Source organism: Streptomyces sp. NPDC034085, assembly GCF_055575555.1.
Genome location: NZ_JBVISL010000005.1, coordinates 353,952 through 370,927, shown reverse-complemented (window position 1 = coordinate 370,927; position 16,976 = coordinate 353,952). Strand labels below are relative to the sequence as shown.

Here is a 16,976-nt window from a genome sequence, read left to right as displayed (position 1 = left end):
GATGATCGGGACCCACTCCAGCCGCCGCTCCGCGCCCCCACGGTACGCCCCAACTCCCGCCGCCACGAACCCTCCTGCGCCCGGGAACGAGCACGACCCCGCGGGGAGAATTCACCGGGGGTCGATCATGGGGTACAGTGTGCAACGGTAAGGATCCAGGCAACTGGACCACCTTGCGGATGTAGTTTAATGGTAGAACATGAGCTTCCCAAGCTTATAGCGCGGGTTCGATTCCCGTCATCCGCTCCATGATAAAGCCCCAGGTCAGCGACCTGGGGCTTTTGTGTTGCCCGAGCGCCGGCTTCCTGAGGGCCGTCGACATGATCTGAATCTTGATCACTGGCCGTGCGCCCCTGTCGGCCGGTATTTTCGTGCGGCCGAGGACATCTCCGGAAACCACCTGGTCGGTGGCCTCGGGCAGTGCATCAGGGGGCGGAATCAAGCGTGAAGGATCTTGTCGTGGGCGACCGCGCGCGCGAGACGGCGGTCCGGCTGGAGGAGCACCGGGCAGAACTGACCGGGTATTGCTACCGGATGCTCGGCTCGTACGCCGAGGCCGAGGACGCCGTCCAGGAGACGATGGTCCGGGCCTGGCGGAACGTCGAGCGGTTCGAGGGACGTTCGTCGTTGCGGACGTGGGTCTACCGCATCGCCACCAACGTGTGCCTGGACGCCCTGGCAGCGGCCAGGCGGCGGGCTCTGCCGATGGACCTCGCGGAGCCGTCACCCGGGGCCACGCTCCCGGGTGCCCCGGAGGACGCCGCCGTGTGGGTCGGGCCCTGTCCAGGAGGGGACCCCGAGGCAACCGTGGCAGCGGGCGAATCCGTACGGCTGGCGTTCGTCGCAGCACTCCAGCACCTGCCGCCCAAGCAGCGGGCCACGCTGATCCTCCGGGACGTGCTGGCCTTCTCGGCCCGCGAAGTGGCCGAGCTGCACAGCTCGACCGTCGCCTCGGTCAACAGCGCTCTGCAGCGGGCCCGAGCCACAATCGCCGCACACCGTGGCCCCGTCGACGACTCCGCTACCCGGCCCCCCGACGCCGTCCGCCGGATGCTGGCCGAGCGGTACGCGACGGCCTTCTCCCGCTACGACATGGAGGAGCTGAACATGCTGCTCCACGTCGACGCCACCCTGTGCCTGCCCCCGTACGCGAAGTGGATGCGCGGCGTCCCCGACATCCAGGCGTGGCTGACCGGACCCGCCGTCGGCTGCCGCGGCTCGCGTCTGATCCCGACCACGGCGAACGGCACCCCCGCCTTCGGCCAGTACCGTCCGAGCTCAGACGGAACGGGTTACGAACCCTGGGCACTCCAGGTCATCGAATTCTCCGGCAACCGCATCACCGGCATCAACGCCTTCCGCGACACCGAGCGCTTGTTCCCCCTCTTCGGCCTGCCCGCACGCCTCGACCCGGACTCCTCCGTTGGACGCCCGAAGGACCCCGGATGACCTGGTCAGAGCGCACCGTCGTCCGTGAGGGCGTCCGCATTTCCTGCCGTGACTGGGGTGGGTCAGGGGCACCTGTCGTCCTGCTGCACGGGCTGGCCGGCCACGCCGGCGAATGGGACTCCATCGCCCAAGGCCTGCGCCCCCGCTACAGGGTCGTCGCTGTCGACCAGCGCGGCCACGGTGCCAGCGAGCGCCGTCCGGCGGACGTCTCCCGGGCTGCGTACGTTGCGGATGCCGTCGCCGTGGTCGAACAGCTCGGTCTCCAACGGCCCGTCCTGGTGGGCCAATCGCTGGGCGGCCACACCGCCATGCTCGCCGCTGCCGCGCACCCCGGGTTCTTCCGTGCGCTCGTCCTGGTGGAGGCGGGGCCGGGTGGGCCGAACCGTCAGGTGCAGGCGGAGGTCGGTGATTGGCTCGATTCGTGGCCCAGGCCGTTCCCGTCGCGGGAAGCTGCCGTCGAATTCCTCGGCGGCGGCCCGGTCGGCGAGGGCTGGGCGGCCGGCCTGGTGGAACGCGATGGCGGCTGGTGGCCGCACTTCGACCGCGACGTGATGGTCGAGTCGCTGGCGGAGATCGCCCAGCGGTCCTTCTGGGACGAGTGGTCGAGAGTCGCCTGCCCGACCCTCGCCGTCCTCGGCCAGTCCGGCATCGTCTCGCCCGGGGAGATCGACGAGATGCTCCGGCGACGGCCGGAGACCGTGGCCTTGAGTGTGCCCGGGACGGGGCACGACGTTCATCTGGAGCGGACGGACGTCCTGCGGCACGTACTCCATCGGTTCCTTGAAGACGTCACGTGATCTTCCGCCAGCCGGACGACGAGCTCCGTGTGCTTCATCGGCGGGGAGGAGCGGATGAGGTTCTTCCACTCGGCGATCGGACACCCCCTAGCCGTTCGCCGGGGTTCCGGTCAGCCGGGCCGTCACCCCGGTCAGCCACAGCAGGCCGAGTCCCGCGCCGGCGGTGAAAGCCAGGACGGAGACGGCCGAGGCCATGAACCCCGCGAGGACGACCACCGGCACGACGCGGGAGGCGACGGCCCAGCCCCGCAGGCCCCGGGCGGCCAGCGGACGGGCCAGGACGACGAACGCCGCGCACAAGGCGAGATAGCCGACCGTCCCGCCGAACATGTGGACGGTGCCGTGCCCACTCATCACGGTCGCGTCGGGGGCGCCGACGGGAAACCCCGCCCCGGCGTCGGCCGGGAAGGCCGCAGCGACCCAGAAGGAGAGAGCGAAGACGCCGACCAGGACCGGGCCCCAGGTCCCACCGGGTCCGCCGCGCAGCACCCGCCGCAGTCCGGCCGCGCCGGCCGTCAACAGCGCGCCGGCGAGCAGGAAGTTCACCGTCTGGACCCAGCCCGACTCGCCAAGGGCGAGCTGGCTGATCGCGTTCCGGGTGAAGTCGAAGCCGTCCCGCGCAAAGCCCTGGGCGAGTCCAACCGCCAGGAAAAGTGGGCCCGCCATCATGCCGCCGGTCACCGCCCACCGCACCGCCGGGCGCGGTGCGGGCGCGCTGGAGACGATGTCGTGCGGGGCAGTCAGCGTGTGGGTCATGGCGGGCCTTCCTTCCGTCGGTGGCTTCGCTTGTATGACCGACGGCGAGAGGCGAAGTCACCGCTCCCTGCCATGTGCACTGGCTCACACGCACTCTGGGAGTTCCCCCCGCTCGCGCCACCGAGAAGGGCGTGCCACGACGTGCCAGCAGAGGCGGTGAACAGCGGACAACAAGGGGTTCAAGGGAGCTACGAAATATCAGGAACTAACGGCACCATGAGCCTCGCTGGTCAAGCGTGCTCGTCCGATGGCTGCTGGGCAGGCTGGACCGACCAGCTCGGCGGCTCGTCGTTGCCTGAGTCCTCGTCGCGCTCCGCGTCGGCGGCCGTCGCGTGAACCTTGCCCGGAGCGTGGTGGACCGGCGCGTATACGGCGTAGAGCTGCAGGGGCTCGTCACCGATGTTGGTGACGTTGTGCCAGGTGCCGGCGGGCACGAAGATTGCCCAGCCGTCCTCGACCTCCCGGTCGAAGTCGAGTCGATCCTTCGTGCTCCCCATCTGGACGCGGCCCCGGCCTGCGTCGAGTCGGAGGAACTGGTCGGTCTCCGGGTGCGCCTCCAGGCCGATGTCCTCACCCACCGGGATCGACATGAGGGTCAACTGAAGGTACTTCCCGGACCAGGCGACCGTGCGATAGCTCTTGTTCTCGAGCGTCGCCTTCTCAAGGTCGAAGCTTTGAGGCTCCGGCCCGATGTCCTTGATGGTCATATGTCTCTCCCGGTCGACGAAGGCGGTACACGGTCGCGGTCTTGCGTCGGCCCACGTACCCCGTCCGCGCACTCCAGCACAGCCCGCTGGGCATCATTTACCGACAACGGCGGCATCTTCGGACCAGGACGCCCCCTGCCGACCTAACGCCGAACCTCAGAACCGGGTCACTGGCAGGGCTCGGTCGGATTACGCGGCAGTCGAGGCGCTGGGGCGCGTGGCCGCCTCCACGACAGCGCTCGCGACGACCGTGCCGCCGCAGCCTGCAGCCGCCGGCGGGCACGTGAAGACGCTGCGATCGGCGTGAATCAATATCTGTCACCGCGACTCAAGAATTTAACGGATCCCGCGGGGAGAGTTTCTACCGCCACGCGGCAGCCGGAAATATTCAACGCACACAACCCGCTGCGGCGTGCTACTGTCGATCTCGGTTGCAGTTTTGGTACCCAAGAACTTCAAGCGCCTCCAGTCGGATTTCGAGCCGTAGGAAGCGCTTAGTATTTACCGGTAAATTTCCGGGCGGGGCATCATCGCGGCGACACGGCGTCCGCACAGCGCAGACGTCGATGTATTGCCCCAAAGGAGATATGACATGGCTGCTGGTACCGTCAAGTGGTTCAACGCGGAAAAGGGCTTCGGCTTCATCGAGCAGGACGGTGGCGGCGCTGACGTGTTCGCCCACTACTCCAACATCGCTGCCCAGGGTTTCCGCGAGCTGAACGAAGGCCAGAAGGTCACCTTCGACATCGCGCAGGGCCAGAAGGGCCCGACGGCCGAGAACATCGTTCCCGCCTGACGCTGACACGCGTTCTGCAGCTGGGGCCCGCATCCCTCGGGGTGCGGGCCCCAGCTGCATGCATTCCCGCGGTGCGTTCACCCGCGGTATTGAGCATGGAGAGATCCGACCGACCGGCCCTCTCGGAGCTGTACCCGATTTCGTTTCTCGGGTTGGCGCGTCCACATGACGCCATCTTATGAGCATCTGAGCCCGAACAGATTCCTGTCCGCCAGATCCGCTATCGCATTCCATTCGGCCCGTTCTCGCAATTCCGTGCGCCGCTCCTACGCTGCGGGGATTCCTTGATACGTGCCGTGTCAAGGAAGGTTCCGCATGAACCCCACACGCAAGAACGAGCGCTCTTCCCGCACTCGCGGCCGCACCGGCGGCCCCGCTTTCGGCACCGGCGCCGGTTCGGGGCGGGGCAGCCGCTTCGGCTCATCGACCCCGAGCCGAAGCGGAGCCCCGAGCCGTTCCGGAGGTCCGAGCCGCTCGGGCGGCTACGGCCGCCGGCCCGCCGCCATCCAGGGCGAGTTCGCACCGCCGAAGACGATCACCCCCGCGCTGCCCGCCGTCGACGCCTTCGCCGACCTCGCCATGCCGGCCCAGTTGCTCACCACGCTCACCCGTGAGGGCATGGCCACACCGTTCCCGATCCAGGCCGCGACGCTCCCCAACACCCTCGCGGGGCGTGACGTCCTCGGCCGCGGCCGCACCGGCTCCGGCAAGACCCTGGCGTTCGGCCTCGCCCTGCTGGCCCGTACGGCCGGTCAGAGCGCCGAGTCGGGTCAGCCGCTCGCGCTGATCCTCGTACCGACGCGAGAGCTCGCCCAGCAGGTCACCGCCGCGCTCACCCCCTACGCCCGGGCGGTCAAGCTGCGCCTGGCCACCGTGGTCGGCGGCATGCCGATCCACCGCCAGGCCGGTGCGCTGCGAGCCGGAGCCGAAGTGGTCGTCGCCACCCCGGGCCGGCTGAAGGACCTGATCGACCGCGGCGACTGCCGCCTGAACCAGGTCGGCATCACCGTCCTGGACGAGGCCGACCAGATGGCCGACATGGGCTTCATGCCCCAGGTCACCGCCCTCCTCGACCAGGTACGTCCCGAGGGGCAGCGGATGCTGTTCTCCGCCACCCTCGACCGCAACGTCGACCTGCTGGTGCGCCGTTACCTCACCGACCCGGTCGTGCACTCCGTCGACCCTTCGCAGGGCGCGGTGACCACGATGGAACACCACGTCCTGCTCGTCCACGGCGCCGACAAGCAGCGGATGACGACGGAGATCGCGGCGCGCGAAGGCCGGGTGATCATGTTCCTGGACACCAAGCACGCCGTGGACCGCCTCACCCAGGACCTCCTCGACAGCGGGGTCCGCGCCGCGGCCCTGCACGGGGGCAAGTCGCAGCCGCAGCGGACCCGGACCCTGGCCCAGTTCAAGACCGGCCACGTCACCGTGCTGGTCGCCACCAACGTGGCGGCGCGCGGCATCCACGTCGACCACCTCGACCTCGTCGTGAACATCGACCCGCCGACCGACCACAAGGACTACCTCCACCGCGGCGGCCGTACCGCCCGCGCCGGCGAGTCCGGCAGCGTCGTCACCCTCGTCACCCCCAACCAGCGCCGCGACATGACCCGCTTGATGCAGGCCGCGGGCATCACCCCCCAGACCACCCAGGTCCGCTCGGGCGACGAAGCCCTGAACCGCATCACCGGCGCCCAGACACCCTCCGGCATCCCGGTCACCATCACCACACCGGTGACCGAGCGCCCCAAGCGCACCACGGCCTCCCGCGGCCGGCGCGGGCCCGTCTCGGCTGCCCGGCGCGCGAGCCTGCGACAGACCGCCTTCGACGCGGCGGCGTGAGAAACACGGACACAGCGAAGAGGGCCCGACCGGCGCGTGCCGGTCGGGCCCTCCTGCGTACCGACGGCTTTCTCTGCCAAGGATCGCCGATGCTTCACGAGTTCCGCTCCCACGCATCCGTCCCCCTTTCCCGTCAGCTGAACAGCGACTGGGACCGGACCCACGCCTCGAAGCCGGCCAGATCGATGTGGAGCGCATCGCGGACATCGCCGTCGTCGCATCGGCCCACTCCGACGGATACGCGGCCACCGCACACCTCCTCGGACTGCCGGCCGCCCTCCCCGCTCCCACCGCGGCCGGAGAGCGCTTCTGAAAACGCAGGGCATCGGCGAACTACGGCTCCGGGACCTCGAACTCACCGCCTGGCGCGTTCTGCCCGCGAACCACAAACCAGCTGATCCGGCCGGGCGAAAAGCCTTCCTCGACGCATGGACAAGTATCTGACCGTCGGCATCACCCGTGCCGTTCACCTCCGGCGGCCCCGCAGAGCCTGGGTGCTTCGGCACCGTGCCCGACTCCACGTCCGTCGGGCCGGTCCGGATCGACACCACACTCGGCGCCGCGTGCGAGTGCTTCGCGACACCTCAGGTTGATCCCGCTCCCCTCTCGGACGTCCCGGCAGTCGTGAAGATCCGGTCCATGTGATGGCGGAGCACCGCGATCGCCGACTCCGGACTCCGCTGGCCCACGAGGATGCTGGTCCCCATGGTGGCCGCCATCGCGAGCAGGCTGATCGCCTCCGTGCGCGCGTCGGCGTCCGGGTCGGCCAGGCCGGCCCCCTGCGCCTGCTCGAGGAGTCCGGTCAGGGCGTTCTCCGCGGCGTCGGGGTTGTCGATGAAGGGCTGGGCGGCCAGCGCCTCGTCGGTCACCGACAGGATGGCGTACGAGCTGTAGAGCAGGTGGAACGTACGGCTCTCCTCGTCGGTCGGCAGCGAGGCCAGCAGCAGCGCCTCCACCGTGGCGCGCGGGCCCGGGTCCGGGCCGGCGGCGGCCAAGCGGGCACCCACCCTCGCGGTGAAGCGGTCGGTCAGATGCCGGAGGCCGTAGAAGAGCAGCTTCTCCTTGGTCTCGAAGTAGTACTGCACCAGCCGGAGCGACACCCCGGCCTCCGCGGCCACGTCCCGCATGCCGACCGCGTGCAGCCCCCGCCGCCCCGCGACCTGGATGAGCGCCTCGGCGATCTGGGCACGCCGCTCCTCGTGATCCACACGCTTCGGCATGTTCCCGTGTCTCCGCCCGTCGGTGGTGGGTTCGCGGTCCGCGCCCCCGGCTCTTTCATGATACCGATGTACCATATTGGTGATACGGTCGTACCACGAAGACCGAATCCTCCAGGAGGTGCCGCCGTGCCCGAGAACACCGCCCGCGTACGCCGCGATGTCGGCCGCTACGTCAACGACACCCTGCGCGACCGTTACTTCGCCGCCGCGGACGTGCTCTACGCGATGGGGGCGCCCGTCCGCTCCGAGACGGACGTCGAGACGAGCTTCGGGACCACCCACGTCTACCGGTACGGGCCTGCGGACCCCGCGGCCGAGTCCCGGACCCCGATCGTCCTGATCCACGGCGCCGGCTACAGCTCGGCGATGTGGTACCCCAACACCCCCGGGCTGAGCCTCGACCGCCCCGTCTACGCCCTCGACACCCCGGGCGACGCGAACCGCAGCATCCACCGCGAGCCCATGTGGCAGCCCGAGCGCGCCGCCCAGTGGATGGACGAGGCCCTCGACGCGCTCGGCCTCGACCGGGTCCACCTGGTCGGCTCCTCCTACGGCGGCTGGCTCGTCCTCAACCAGGCCCACCGCCGACCCGGACGGCTCGCCTCCGTCACCGCCCTCGACCCCGGCGGCCTGGAGAAGGTCGGCCTGCGCTTCTTCGCCTGGGTCTTCGTGAGCCTGTTCGCCACCTTCGCCCCGAAGGCGCTGCGTCCCCGGCTCGCCCAGTGGCTGGACCAGCCGGTGATCGCCGTCCCCGAGATGCGCAGCTGGATCCAACTCGGGGCCCGCGCCTACCGGATCCGCCGCCCCGCGCCCCTGCCGCTGTCCGAGGACGAGCTGCGCTCCGTCCGGACCCCGCTCTACGTGATCATGGGCAAGCACAGCCTGCTCGTCCACCCCAAGCGGCAGCTGGAACGCATACCGCGCCTCGTCCCCGGAGCCCGCGCCGAGATCATCACCGCGACCGGACACGGCCCGCAGATCGACCACCCGGACGTGGTCAACGCACGGATGCTGTCCTTCATGGAGGACGTCGACTCCCTCGACCCGGCCGCGGTCGACGCATAGGGCTACGGCAGGGAGAACGGTTCCCCGCCGATGCCCAAGGGCATATCCTGGCAAATAGGTCGTCGCACTCTCACGTGTGGCGTCCGGAAGGGCGACCCCGGCAGGTGAATGTGCCGGGGTCGTTGTGGCACCGTCGTCGCGCCGCAGGCGCCGACGCCGACGGGCGGAGTGGGGATCGCCTCCATCCTCGGCACTGAAGGAACCCCCGCCCGTCCGGCTGCCACACCGGGAGGGTCATCCATGTGCCTCGCTTCGCAGCCGAGAGGATGCAGGCCGTCGCGGTGCGTGTCAGCGTCGTCCGGGAGGAATCCGAACCCCACGCACCACCGAGGAGTCGCCGTCATGGACGATGCGCAGGACAAGCGTCAGGAGTCGGGCAGGGGCCGCGAGGCGCAGGAACACCACCGCCCCGGAGACCCCGCGCAGCCCCAGCCGGGCAGGCAGTCCCGCGAGAAGGGACAGAAGCCCGGGCAGAAGGAGACGTCGCGCCGCAGCGAGGACGACCTGATGCGCGAAGAGGACCTGCACGACGAGGGGCTCTGATCAGAAGCACCACCCGCGCGCCCAGAGCCCGGCCGGTCCGCAGTCACTCCGGCCGGCTCTGCCGCCCCCGGCCCGACGCCGAAGGAGAACGGGCCGCCGGCCGCGGTGGCCGGCGCGGTCTCGGCTCGACCGCTGAGAGTTGGGGTCAGCCTGCCGTATCGGCGGCGCTGCCCTCGGGTCCGGACGTGGTGGCGATGAGGATCTGAGCGGCCTGTGTGTCGTTGTCGGCGCTGACGGCTCGGGCCATCGCTTCCCGGGCGGCATCGACGGTGGTGTCCGGGGGAACCAGCAGCAGGGCGAAGTGGTCGTTGTGGCCGCGGGTGATGAGGACGGTGTCGTCGCCGACCGGGTCGGAGTCGAGGTGCACGACCTGGCCGTCGACGACCAGGCGGGTCGGGAGGCCGTTCCAGGCGGACGCGTCCACGCCCACCCGGGTGATCGGCCCGAGATCCGCGGTCAACACACTGATCAACGCGGGCAGTTCGGTCTCGATGTCGCGCGTGCGCGGCCACCACGCACCGTCCAGGAGCCCCTGCCGGGAGCTCGTGGTCTCCAGCCGCAGCAGCGCCGTACCGGGCTTGATCGCCTGGTGGATCGCATCCGGGAGGAGCAGTGGGCGGGTGCGGGGGGTGTCGGAGTCAGCCATGGGGGTCCGCCCGTCTCTGGGGTACGGCCGTACGTCGGCGGAGGCCGGAGCCGGTACCGACGCCGGTGCCCGGCCGGCGACGTGCGCCGACCTGCCGTCGTTTCACGATACCCCCGCCGCCCGCTCCGCCACCCGAGGGAAATCACCTGGTCACGCCGGTCAGAGTCGGCCGAACAGGCGTACAGTTGAAGCACCGGAGGTACTTCGCACACCGGCTGTCACGCGGGTGTCATTTCCGGCGATCGCCTAAAAACCGGGCTGCCGACGGGCAGTCCGGGGGCAGGTCCACTCAATGACCACCACCCTCGACCGGACCGCGCCCCGCGACCTCACCGCAGGCTTCCCGGCCCGCTTGTCCCTCACCCCGAAGACCACGCTCGCCGGCCAGCTGGACGGTGCCTGGTGGCCCCACTCCCGTGACCTCGAAGCCGAGCTCCCGGCGTTGGCGGCCGCCCTGGACGCGCCCTGGGGTCGCATCACCCGCGTCACGGTGAACCCCACGCGCTGGCCCGTCGTACCGCACACGGTGCCCATGGAAGGGCGCACGCTGCACGTGGGCTGGTTCACCGAACAGGACCCCGACAAGCTGATCCTGCTCTCCTACACCGTCGGCCGCTGGGACCTCCTGGTGATCCCGCCCGAAACCGAGCCCGCAGCCGCGGCCCGGCTGATGACCGCCGCCGCGATCCCGGGCAGCGTCCTCACCGCGGGCGTGCTGATGGCCAACGAAGCGGTCATCGGGTCCGGCATCCGCGACGCCCGCCGCCGGAAAGCCACCTGGGAGGGCGAAGGCGGGGCCTGCGTGTCCCCCTTCGGGGACCGGATGGGCAGATCCGCCCTGCCGCTGCCCGGAAACGGCTGGAGGTGAGCTCCGTGGAGACCATCGTCCTCATCGCGGTGATCATCCTCGCGATCGCCATCGGAATGCGCCTGATCCACCTGCTCAACGCGCAGCACGACGCGCGGATCGCGGCCCACCACTTCAGCGACCCCCTGCCGAGACCTCCTGGCCTCCCGGACGACACCGGTCGTCGAGCCCACCACACAGATGCCGACCGGTGAGGACCAGGACTTCCTCCGACCGGGGGCAGCGGTCGGGGCGCCACGGCGCCCCGACCCGCCGGCCTCTCGCCCACCCTGAAGGGGACACGCCCACGTGAAGTACATCGAGACCCAGACACTGCCATCGCTCGGGCACGCCGAGGTACGGATCATCGCGCACACGCCCGAAGCCGCCCGCGCGGTCGCGGAAGCCCTCCGCGGCTGCTTCGCCGCAGCGGAACAGCGCAGCTACCCCGGCCTCGACGGCGACACCCGCCTCCACCTCACGGTGGACACGACAGCACCCGCCGGGCCCACCCGCTCCTGGCTGGCCGCCAGCAGGACGCCCGTCGGCGCCGGCACCCACTCCGACGAGACCTGAGAGACCCGACGGGGCCCCGGAGCCCACTCCGCACACGAAAGGACGCGGTCATGGCCACACTGCGCGAACGCAAGACCTACCGCGATCAGGTGCTCGGGGTCCTGTACGAGGCCGTCGAAGGCAACCGCCTCCTCGGCATCACCGGAGCACAGCTGCGGCGCGACCTGCACGTGCCGGAACAGGACCTGGCCGCGGCCTGCACCTACCTGGCGGGCGAAGGGCTGGTCACCGTCGACTGGGACCCCGGCAACACCCCGGCGATGGTCACTCTCACCCACGAGGGAATCCGGCGCATGGAGGCCGAGGAGGAAGGGACGGCCACGCGCCCGGGCTGATCCGAGAGGTACGCCCTGGACACGGGCGGATGGTCGGCCTCGTGGAGGCGACCTCCCGGACCATGGCCGCGCTGACCGTCGGCCTGGTGTCCCCGATTCCGCCGGTGCGGGAACGGCCCACCGATTCCGCCGGTGCGGGAACGGCCCACCGGGGAACACGGGCCGTGAAGGCCGCCACCGGCACGGAAGCCGTGTGGCGGGCCCGGTCGCGCGGGAGCATCCTGAGGGCACGCCGCCCGTGCAGCCGGACGCCGGCCCGCCGCCCGGTTGGAGGCAACAGGATGACCCACGGAGGGCGCGGGGACCGGGACCGCTCGGAGAGCTTCGGGGAGGAACTGCTCGGGATGCTCCTGGACCGGGCGCCCGAGCTGGCACCGCACATGGTCGGCCCGCTCATCGCCGGGGCGATGGCCCGGCTGGGGGGCCGCGCACCACAGGTCCTTCTCCAGGACTACGGACAGCGACGGCTGGTCCCGCTCCCGCTCGGCGGTCTGACCGCAGGTGATCCGCAGCCCATCGACCGGTCCGACGCCGGCCGGTGCTTCCTGGAGTCACACCCCGTCGAAGTCCTGACGCCCGACGGCGTACGCCTCCATCTGCCCCTGCTGGACGGCGGCGACCAGGTGGGGGTCCTGGCGGTCACCCTGGGCGGGATCGACGACGACGCGCGCCGGCTCCTGCGCAGGGTCGCGGGCCTGGTGGCCGACCTGCTGGAGACGAAGAACGGCTACACCGACCTCTTCTTCCGCACCCGCCGCAGCGAACCGATGAGCGTGGCCGCGGAGATCCAGTGGTCCCTGTTGCCCCCGCTGTCGATGGTGATGCCGCGCGTCGCGGTCGCCGGAGTCCTGGAGCCCGCCTACGCCGTGGCGGGGGACAGCTTCGACTACGCCCTGAACGGCGACGTCCTGCACCTCGCCATGGTCGACGCGATGGGGCACGGCCTGGACGCGGCCACGATGGCCACGGTGGCCATCGGCGCGTACCGCCACGCCCGCCGGATCAGCATCGAACTGTCGGAGATCTACCTCTTCATGGACCGGGTTGTCGCCGAGCAGTTCGACCCGGACCATTTCGTGACCGCGCAGATGATGCGCCTGGACACGGACACGGGACGCCTCCAGTGGGTCAACGCGGGGCATCCCGCGCCGATGCTGATCCGCGCGCACCGCGTCGTACGCCGTCTGGACAGCCCCACGACCCTCCCCGTCGGCTTCGGAGGGGCCCAGCCACAGGTCAGCGCGGTGGCACTGGAGCCGGGCGACCGCGTCCTCTGCTTCACCGACGGCCTGATCGAAGAACACCAAAGCGGCCAGGAACAGTTCGGCGAGGAGCAGTTGATCGACTGGGTGAACCGGCTGGAGCAGGCTGACCAGGGGATCCGCGCGGTGGCCCGGGACCTGTCCCACACCCTCATGCGGGCACGCGGCGAAACCACCTCGGACGACGCGACGCTGGTCCTGTTGGAGTGGCGCGGATGACAGAAGGCCGTGACCCGACGTGTCAGGCTGCGATGGTCTGACATCGCCGGACTTTTTTGACCTCAGAGTCAAAAATACTGCTACGGTGACACCATGGGCAGGCCGAAGCAGTTCGATCCGGACGTCGCGGTGGAGCGCGCCATGGGCGTGTTCTGGCGCAAGGGGTACGCGGCGACGACCCCTCAGGACCTCGTGGACGAGATCGGCATCGGCAAGGGCAGCCTGTACAACACCTTCGGCAGCAAGCACGCGTTGTTCGAGCGGGCGCTGGCACGCTACCGCGACTCGCAGGCCGCATGGCTGGAGGCACTTCTCGATCATCCCGGTTCGGCGAAGGACCGGCTGCGGGGTGCCCTGGAGGCACTGATCGACCTCGATCTGGGCGACCCGGACCGGCGCGGATGCATGGCGGTGAACACCGCCGCCGAGCTGGCCACCTCGGATGCCGGAACGGCTGACACGGTGCGCAGGATGTTCGCCCGCACGGAGGGCGCGTTCCGGGCCACCGTCGAGGAAGGCCAGCGGGCCGGAGAGATCGCCGCCGACCGCGATGCGGCCGCGGTGGCCGCCTGGTTGCTCGCGACGGTGATCGGCATGCGGGTGCTGGCGAAGACCGCCGAGGACGGCACCCAGCTGAAGCGGGTCGTGGATGCGGCGATGCGGTCGCTGTAGGCGGGACTGACGATCGACAGCCCCCTTTTTTTGCGGGCTTGTTTTGTACCTGTAGTTCAAAAATCTGTGGGGAGTCGGATATGGAACTCGATCTCGTCGGCAAGACCGCGGTCGTCACCGGGGCCAGCCGGGGTGTCGGCCTCGCGATCGCCCGGCAGCTCGTCGCCGAGGGTGTCCGCGTGGCCGGTGCGGCCCGGACGATCACGCCCGAGCTGACGGAGATCGGCGCCCACCCGATCGCGGTCGACCTGAGCACGCCGGAAGGTGCCGAGGAGTTGGCGGCCCAGGCACTTGCCGTACTCGGCGGGGTGGACATTCTGGTCAACAACCTCGGCGGCGGTGACGAGTTCACCCTGAACGGGTTCCTCGCGACCAGCGACGCCCTGTGGGCGCACAGCTTCGAGGTCAATCTGTTCGGCACGGTCCGGGTCACCCGCAGGCTGCTGCCGAGCATTCTGGAACGCCGCGGCTCGGTGGTGAACGTCTCGTCGATGAGCGCGCGGCTGCCGGCCACGGGCCCGATCGAGTACGGCGCCGCGAAGGCGGCTCTCAACGCGTTCGGCAAGGCGCTGTCCGAGGAGTTCGGACCCCGGGGCGTACGCGCGAACACCGTCTCCCCCGGACCGACGCGCACCGGCATGTGGGAGGACGCTGACGGCTTCGGCGCCCGCCTGGCGGAGGCCAACGGCGTCGGGCACCGCGACTTCGTGGCCGGGGTGCCCGCGGCGATGGGCATGACCACCGGCCGCATGGTCGAACCCGCCGAAGTCGCGGCCGTCGTCGCGTTCCTCGCCTCGGACCGCGCGGCGAGCGTGACCGGCGCGGACTACGCCGTCGAGGGAGGCGGCATCAAGACGGTGTGAATTCCCTCTGAGCGGTCACGGCGTGCGTGCGTATGCGATCTGGGCGCGGCCGCCTGCCGCCAAGCCGCCGGCATCGCCGCCCGGCTCACCCTCGCACGAGCGGCCTCGCCACCGCGCTCGTCCCGCAGACGGCCAGCGAGGCGCTGCGCGCAGCCGTTCTCCGAGGACGGTCGTGCCGTGGATATCTGTAACGGCCGTCTGAGGGTTTAGCGGACCGCGCGGGAAGGGTTTTTACCGTGCCGCGGACCGTGGAAATGTTTTCCGCGCACGGGCCACTGCGGCGTGCTACTGTCGATCTCAGTTGCGGTCTTGACACCCAAAAGCACCTTCACATTTCCGGATCATTCTCCGGGCGGGGCATCATCGCGGCGACACGGATTCCGTATGGTGCGGATTCCGCTGTACTGCCCCCAGAGGAGACATCACATGGCCACCGGTACCGTGAAGTGGTTCAACGCCGCAAAGGGCTTCGGCTTCATCGAGCAGGACGGCGGCGGACCCGACGTGTTCGCCCACTTCTCGAACATCGCCTCCCAGGGTTTCCGGGAGCTGCTGGAGGGCCAGAAGGTCTCCTTCGACATCGCGCAGGGCCAGAAGGGCCCGACGGCCGAGAACATCGTCGCCGCCTGACGCCGGCGCGCACTTCGTAGCTGGGGCCCGCATCCCTCGGGGTACGGGCCCCAGCTGCTCACATTTCCCGCAGTGGTTCGTCCTGCGGGACGCAGTACCAGGTGCGGCCCCGCGGAGCCACCGCACCCCCGGCCCGCCGTCGCGGATTACACCTCCACCCGACGCGGCCCCCTTTCAGCGCCTGTGCCCCGTACAGATTCCTGTAGGCCAGATTCGCCCTCGCATTTTCATTCGGCCCGTTCTCGTTATTCCCCCGTACCGCTGCTCCGCCGGGAATTCCTTGATGCGCGCCGTATCAAGGAAGGTTCTCCATGAACCCCACACGTACGCATTCGAACGACCGTTTCTCCCGCACCCGCGGCCGTCGGCCGGCACCCGCGCGGGGCGAGTTCGCCCTGCCGAAGACGATCACTCCCGCGCTGCCCGCCGTCGACGCCTTCGCCGACCTCGCCATGCCCAGGGAACTGCTGGCCGCCCTCGGCACGCAGGGCGTGACCGTGCCCTTCCCGATCCAGGGCGCCACACTGCCCAACACCCTCGCGGGGCGTGACGTCCTCGGCCGCGGCCGCACCGGCTCCGGCAAGACCCTGGCGTTCGGCCTCGCCCTGCTGGCCCGCACCGCCGGGCAGCGCGCCGAGCCGCGCCGGCCGCTCGCCCTCATCCTCGTCCCGACCCGCGAGCTGGCCCAGCAGGTGACCGACGCCCTCACCCCGTACGCCCGCTCGGTGAAGCTGCGTCTCGCCACGGTCGTCGGCGGCATGTCCATCGGCAGGCAGGCCAGCGCGCTGCGCGGAGGCGCGGAGGTCGTCGTCGCCACCCCGGGCCGGCTGAAGGACCTGATCGACCGCGGCGACTGCCGCCTCGACCAGGTCGGCATCACCGTCCTGGACGAAGCGGACCAGATGGCCGACATGGGCTTCATGCCCCAGGTCACCGCCCTGCTGGACCAGGTGCGCCCCGAGGGGCAGCGGATGCTGTTCTCCGCCACGCTGGACCGCAACGTCGACCTGCTGGTGCGCCGTTACCTCACCGACCCGGTCGTGCACTCGGTGGACCCGTCGGCCGGTGCGGTGACGACGATGGAGCACCACGTGCTGCACGTCCACGGCACCGACAAACAGCGGATGACGACGGAGATCGCGGCGCGCGAAGGCCGGGTGATGCTGTTCCTCGACACGAAGCACGGCGTCGACCGCCTGACCGAGCACCTGCTGAACAGCGGCGTACGGGCCGGCGCGCTCCACGGGGGCAAGTCGCAGCCCCAGCGCACCCGGACCCTCGCCCAGTTCAAGACCGGCCACGTCACCGTGCTGGTCGCCACCAACGTGGCGGCGCGCGGCATCCACGTCGACCACCTCGACCTCGTCGTCAACATCGACCCGCCGACCGACCACAAGGACTACCTCCACCGCGGCGGCCGCACCGCCCGCGCCGGCGAGTCCGGCAGCGTCGTCACCCTCGTCACCCCCAACCAGCGCCGCGACATGACCCGCTTGATGCAGGCCGCGGGCATCACCCCCCAGACCACCCAGGTCCGCTCGGGCGACGAAGCCCTGAACCGCATCACCGGCGCCCAGACACCCTCCGGCATCCCGGTCACCATCACCACACCCGTGACCGAGCGCCCCAAGCGCACCACGGCCTCCCGCGGCCGGCGCGGCTCCCTCTCGGCTGCCCGGCGCGCGAACGTGCGGAAGTCCGCGCCGACCGTGGCGGCCTGACAACCACGTGCTCAGGAAACTGAC

At 70.3% G+C, this 16,976-nt stretch carries 20 protein-coding genes and 1 tRNA gene; 17 read left to right on the top strand and 4 right to left on the bottom strand.

What is annotated here, in order from left to right:
* The first annotated feature begins 175 nt into the window (after positions 1-175).
* The 3 genes from ACZ501_RS20450 to ACZ501_RS20440 all read left to right on the top strand — a co-directional run bounded on the left by ACZ501_RS20450 (position 176) and on the right by ACZ501_RS20440 (position 2,246).
* Positions 176-249: transfer RNA gene (locus tag ACZ501_RS20450), tRNA-Gly, on the top strand.
* Positions 250-459: 210 nt separating this feature from the next.
* Positions 460-1,449 (top strand): sigma-70 family RNA polymerase sigma factor, encoded by a 990-nt coding sequence (locus tag ACZ501_RS20445; RefSeq protein WP_468797112.1) that lies wholly within the window; start codon positions 460-462, stop codon positions 1,447-1,449.
* On the top strand, positions 1,446-2,246 hold the full coding sequence (locus ACZ501_RS20440; protein WP_468797109.1) for an alpha/beta fold hydrolase: 801 nt from the start codon (positions 1,446-1,448) through the stop codon (positions 2,244-2,246). Before ACZ501_RS20445 ends, ACZ501_RS20440 begins: the two co-directional genes overlap by 4 nt.
* An 87-nt stretch (positions 2,247-2,333) precedes the next feature.
* Here the strand turns inward: ACZ501_RS20440 and ACZ501_RS20435 are convergent, their stop codons facing one another.
* Positions 2,334-3,002 (bottom strand): DUF998 domain-containing protein, encoded by a 669-nt coding sequence (locus tag ACZ501_RS20435; protein ID WP_468797107.1) that lies wholly within the window; start codon positions 3,000-3,002, stop codon positions 2,334-2,336.
* A gap of 230 nt (positions 3,003-3,232) precedes the next feature.
* Positions 3,233-3,709 (bottom strand): cupin domain-containing protein, encoded by a 477-nt coding sequence (locus ACZ501_RS20430; protein ID WP_362455494.1) that lies wholly within the window; start codon positions 3,707-3,709, stop codon positions 3,233-3,235.
* Positions 3,710-4,301: 592 nt separating this feature from the next.
* Between ACZ501_RS20430 and ACZ501_RS20425 the strand changes: the two genes are divergently transcribed.
* From ACZ501_RS20425 to ACZ501_RS20415, 3 genes are all read left to right on the top strand, one after another.
* Positions 4,302-4,505 (top strand): cold-shock protein, encoded by a 204-nt coding sequence (locus ACZ501_RS20425; RefSeq protein WP_008734853.1) that lies wholly within the window; start codon positions 4,302-4,304, stop codon positions 4,503-4,505.
* 315 nt (positions 4,506-4,820) lie between these two features.
* Positions 4,821-6,353: a DEAD/DEAH box helicase gene (locus ACZ501_RS20420; protein ID WP_468797104.1), complete on the top strand. Its 1,533-nt coding sequence runs from the start codon at positions 4,821-4,823 to the stop codon at positions 6,351-6,353.
* 187 nt (positions 6,354-6,540) lie between these two features.
* Positions 6,541-6,666: a hypothetical protein gene (locus ACZ501_RS20415; protein WP_468797101.1), complete on the top strand. Its 126-nt coding sequence runs from the start codon at positions 6,541-6,543 to the stop codon at positions 6,664-6,666.
* Between the two features lie 271 nt (positions 6,667-6,937).
* Here ACZ501_RS20415 and ACZ501_RS20410 read toward each other — a convergent pair whose 3' ends face one another.
* Positions 6,938-7,573 carry a TetR/AcrR family transcriptional regulator gene (locus tag ACZ501_RS20410; RefSeq protein WP_468797098.1) on the bottom strand — a complete coding sequence of 212 codons (636 nt, stop codon included), beginning with the start codon at positions 7,571-7,573 and terminating at the stop codon, positions 6,938-6,940.
* A 126-nt stretch (positions 7,574-7,699) separates the two neighbouring features.
* On the opposite strand from ACZ501_RS20410, the gene ACZ501_RS20405 reads away from it, so the two are divergent.
* Positions 7,700-8,638 (top strand): alpha/beta fold hydrolase, encoded by a 939-nt coding sequence (locus ACZ501_RS20405; protein ID WP_468797095.1) that lies wholly within the window; start codon positions 7,700-7,702, stop codon positions 8,636-8,638.
* A gap of 342 nt (positions 8,639-8,980) precedes the next feature.
* The gene (locus tag ACZ501_RS20400) at positions 8,981-9,181 is read left to right on the top strand and encodes a hypothetical protein (RefSeq protein WP_361605763.1); all 201 of its coding nucleotides are present in this window, start codon (positions 8,981-8,983) and stop codon (positions 9,179-9,181) included.
* Positions 9,182-9,326: 145 nt separating this feature from the next.
* On the opposite strand, the gene ACZ501_RS20395 is transcribed toward ACZ501_RS20400, so the two are convergent.
* Positions 9,327-9,827 (bottom strand): DUF5994 family protein, encoded by a 501-nt coding sequence (locus tag ACZ501_RS20395; protein ID WP_468797092.1) that lies wholly within the window; start codon positions 9,825-9,827, stop codon positions 9,327-9,329.
* 292 nt (positions 9,828-10,119) lie between these two features.
* Here ACZ501_RS20395 and ACZ501_RS20390 point away from each other — a divergent pair, with 292 nt between their 5' ends.
* From ACZ501_RS20390 to ACZ501_RS20350, 9 genes are all read left to right on the top strand, one after another.
* Positions 10,120-10,695 carry a DUF5994 family protein gene (locus ACZ501_RS20390; protein WP_468797089.1) on the top strand — a complete coding sequence of 192 codons (576 nt, stop codon included), beginning with the start codon at positions 10,120-10,122 and terminating at the stop codon, positions 10,693-10,695.
* 5 nt (positions 10,696-10,700) lie between these two features.
* Positions 10,701-10,889: a hypothetical protein gene (locus ACZ501_RS20385; RefSeq protein ID WP_361605772.1), complete on the top strand. Its 189-nt coding sequence runs from the start codon at positions 10,701-10,703 to the stop codon at positions 10,887-10,889.
* A gap of 94 nt (positions 10,890-10,983) precedes the next feature.
* On the top strand, positions 10,984-11,250 hold the full coding sequence (locus ACZ501_RS20380) for a hypothetical protein (RefSeq protein ID WP_361605775.1): 267 nt from the start codon (positions 10,984-10,986) through the stop codon (positions 11,248-11,250).
* A 50-nt stretch (positions 11,251-11,300) separates the two neighbouring features.
* Positions 11,301-11,585, top strand: a complete 285-nt coding sequence (locus ACZ501_RS20375) for a hypothetical protein (RefSeq protein WP_468797086.1) — start codon at positions 11,301-11,303, stop codon at positions 11,583-11,585.
* Positions 11,586-11,866: 281 nt separating this feature from the next.
* The gene (locus ACZ501_RS20370; protein ID WP_468797083.1) at positions 11,867-13,066 is read left to right on the top strand and encodes a PP2C family protein-serine/threonine phosphatase; all 1,200 of its coding nucleotides are present in this window, start codon (positions 11,867-11,869) and stop codon (positions 13,064-13,066) included.
* A gap of 93 nt (positions 13,067-13,159) precedes the next feature.
* Positions 13,160-13,738 (top strand): TetR/AcrR family transcriptional regulator, encoded by a 579-nt coding sequence (locus ACZ501_RS20365; RefSeq protein ID WP_361605787.1) that lies wholly within the window; start codon positions 13,160-13,162, stop codon positions 13,736-13,738.
* An 80-nt stretch (positions 13,739-13,818) separates the two neighbouring features.
* Positions 13,819-14,601 (top strand): oxidoreductase, encoded by a 783-nt coding sequence (locus ACZ501_RS20360; protein WP_468797080.1) that lies wholly within the window; start codon positions 13,819-13,821, stop codon positions 14,599-14,601.
* A gap of 426 nt (positions 14,602-15,027) precedes the next feature.
* Positions 15,028-15,231, top strand: a complete 204-nt coding sequence (locus ACZ501_RS20355; RefSeq protein ID WP_361605793.1) for a cold-shock protein — start codon at positions 15,028-15,030, stop codon at positions 15,229-15,231.
* A gap of 311 nt (positions 15,232-15,542) precedes the next feature.
* Positions 15,543-16,952, top strand: coding sequence for a DEAD/DEAH box helicase (locus tag ACZ501_RS20350; protein ID WP_468797077.1), 1,410 nt, complete (start codon positions 15,543-15,545; stop codon positions 16,950-16,952).
* Positions 16,953-16,976 lie beyond the last annotated feature (24 nt).

Bases quoted from the DNA above. Each gene is read 5' to 3' on its own strand.
- ACZ501_RS20370 (WP_468797083.1), top strand. From the start codon at position 11,867: ATGACCCACGGAGGGCGCGGGGACCGGGACCGCTCGGAGAGCTTCGGG.
- ACZ501_RS20390 (WP_468797089.1), top strand. From the start codon at position 10,120: ATGACCACCACCCTCGACCGGACCGCGCCCCGCGACCTCACCGCAGGC.
- ACZ501_RS20395 (WP_468797092.1), bottom strand. From the start codon at position 9,827: ATGGCTGACTCCGACACCCCCCGCACCCGCCCACTGCTCCTCCCGGAT.
- ACZ501_RS20355 (WP_361605793.1), top strand. From the start codon at position 15,028: ATGGCCACCGGTACCGTGAAGTGGTTCAACGCCGCAAAGGGCTTCGGC.
- ACZ501_RS20425 (WP_008734853.1), top strand. From the start codon at position 4,302: ATGGCTGCTGGTACCGTCAAGTGGTTCAACGCGGAAAAGGGCTTCGGC.
- ACZ501_RS20400 (WP_361605763.1), top strand. From the start codon at position 8,981: ATGGACGATGCGCAGGACAAGCGTCAGGAGTCGGGCAGGGGCCGCGAG.
- ACZ501_RS20360 (WP_468797080.1), top strand. From the start codon at position 13,819: ATGGAACTCGATCTCGTCGGCAAGACCGCGGTCGTCACCGGGGCCAGC.
- ACZ501_RS20440 (WP_468797109.1), top strand. From the start codon at position 1,446: ATGACCTGGTCAGAGCGCACCGTCGTCCGTGAGGGCGTCCGCATTTCC.
- ACZ501_RS20365 (WP_361605787.1), top strand. From the start codon at position 13,160: ATGGGCAGGCCGAAGCAGTTCGATCCGGACGTCGCGGTGGAGCGCGCC.
- ACZ501_RS20435 (WP_468797107.1), bottom strand. From the start codon at position 3,002: ATGACCCACACGCTGACTGCCCCGCACGACATCGTCTCCAGCGCGCCC.
- ACZ501_RS20375 (WP_468797086.1), top strand. From the start codon at position 11,301: ATGGCCACACTGCGCGAACGCAAGACCTACCGCGATCAGGTGCTCGGG.
- ACZ501_RS20430 (WP_362455494.1), bottom strand. From the start codon at position 3,709: ATGACCATCAAGGACATCGGGCCGGAGCCTCAAAGCTTCGACCTTGAG.
- ACZ501_RS20410 (WP_468797098.1), bottom strand. From the start codon at position 7,573: ATGCCGAAGCGTGTGGATCACGAGGAGCGGCGTGCCCAGATCGCCGAG.
- ACZ501_RS20420 (WP_468797104.1), top strand. From the start codon at position 4,821: ATGAACCCCACACGCAAGAACGAGCGCTCTTCCCGCACTCGCGGCCGC.
- ACZ501_RS20350 (WP_468797077.1), top strand. From the start codon at position 15,543: ATGAACCCCACACGTACGCATTCGAACGACCGTTTCTCCCGCACCCGC.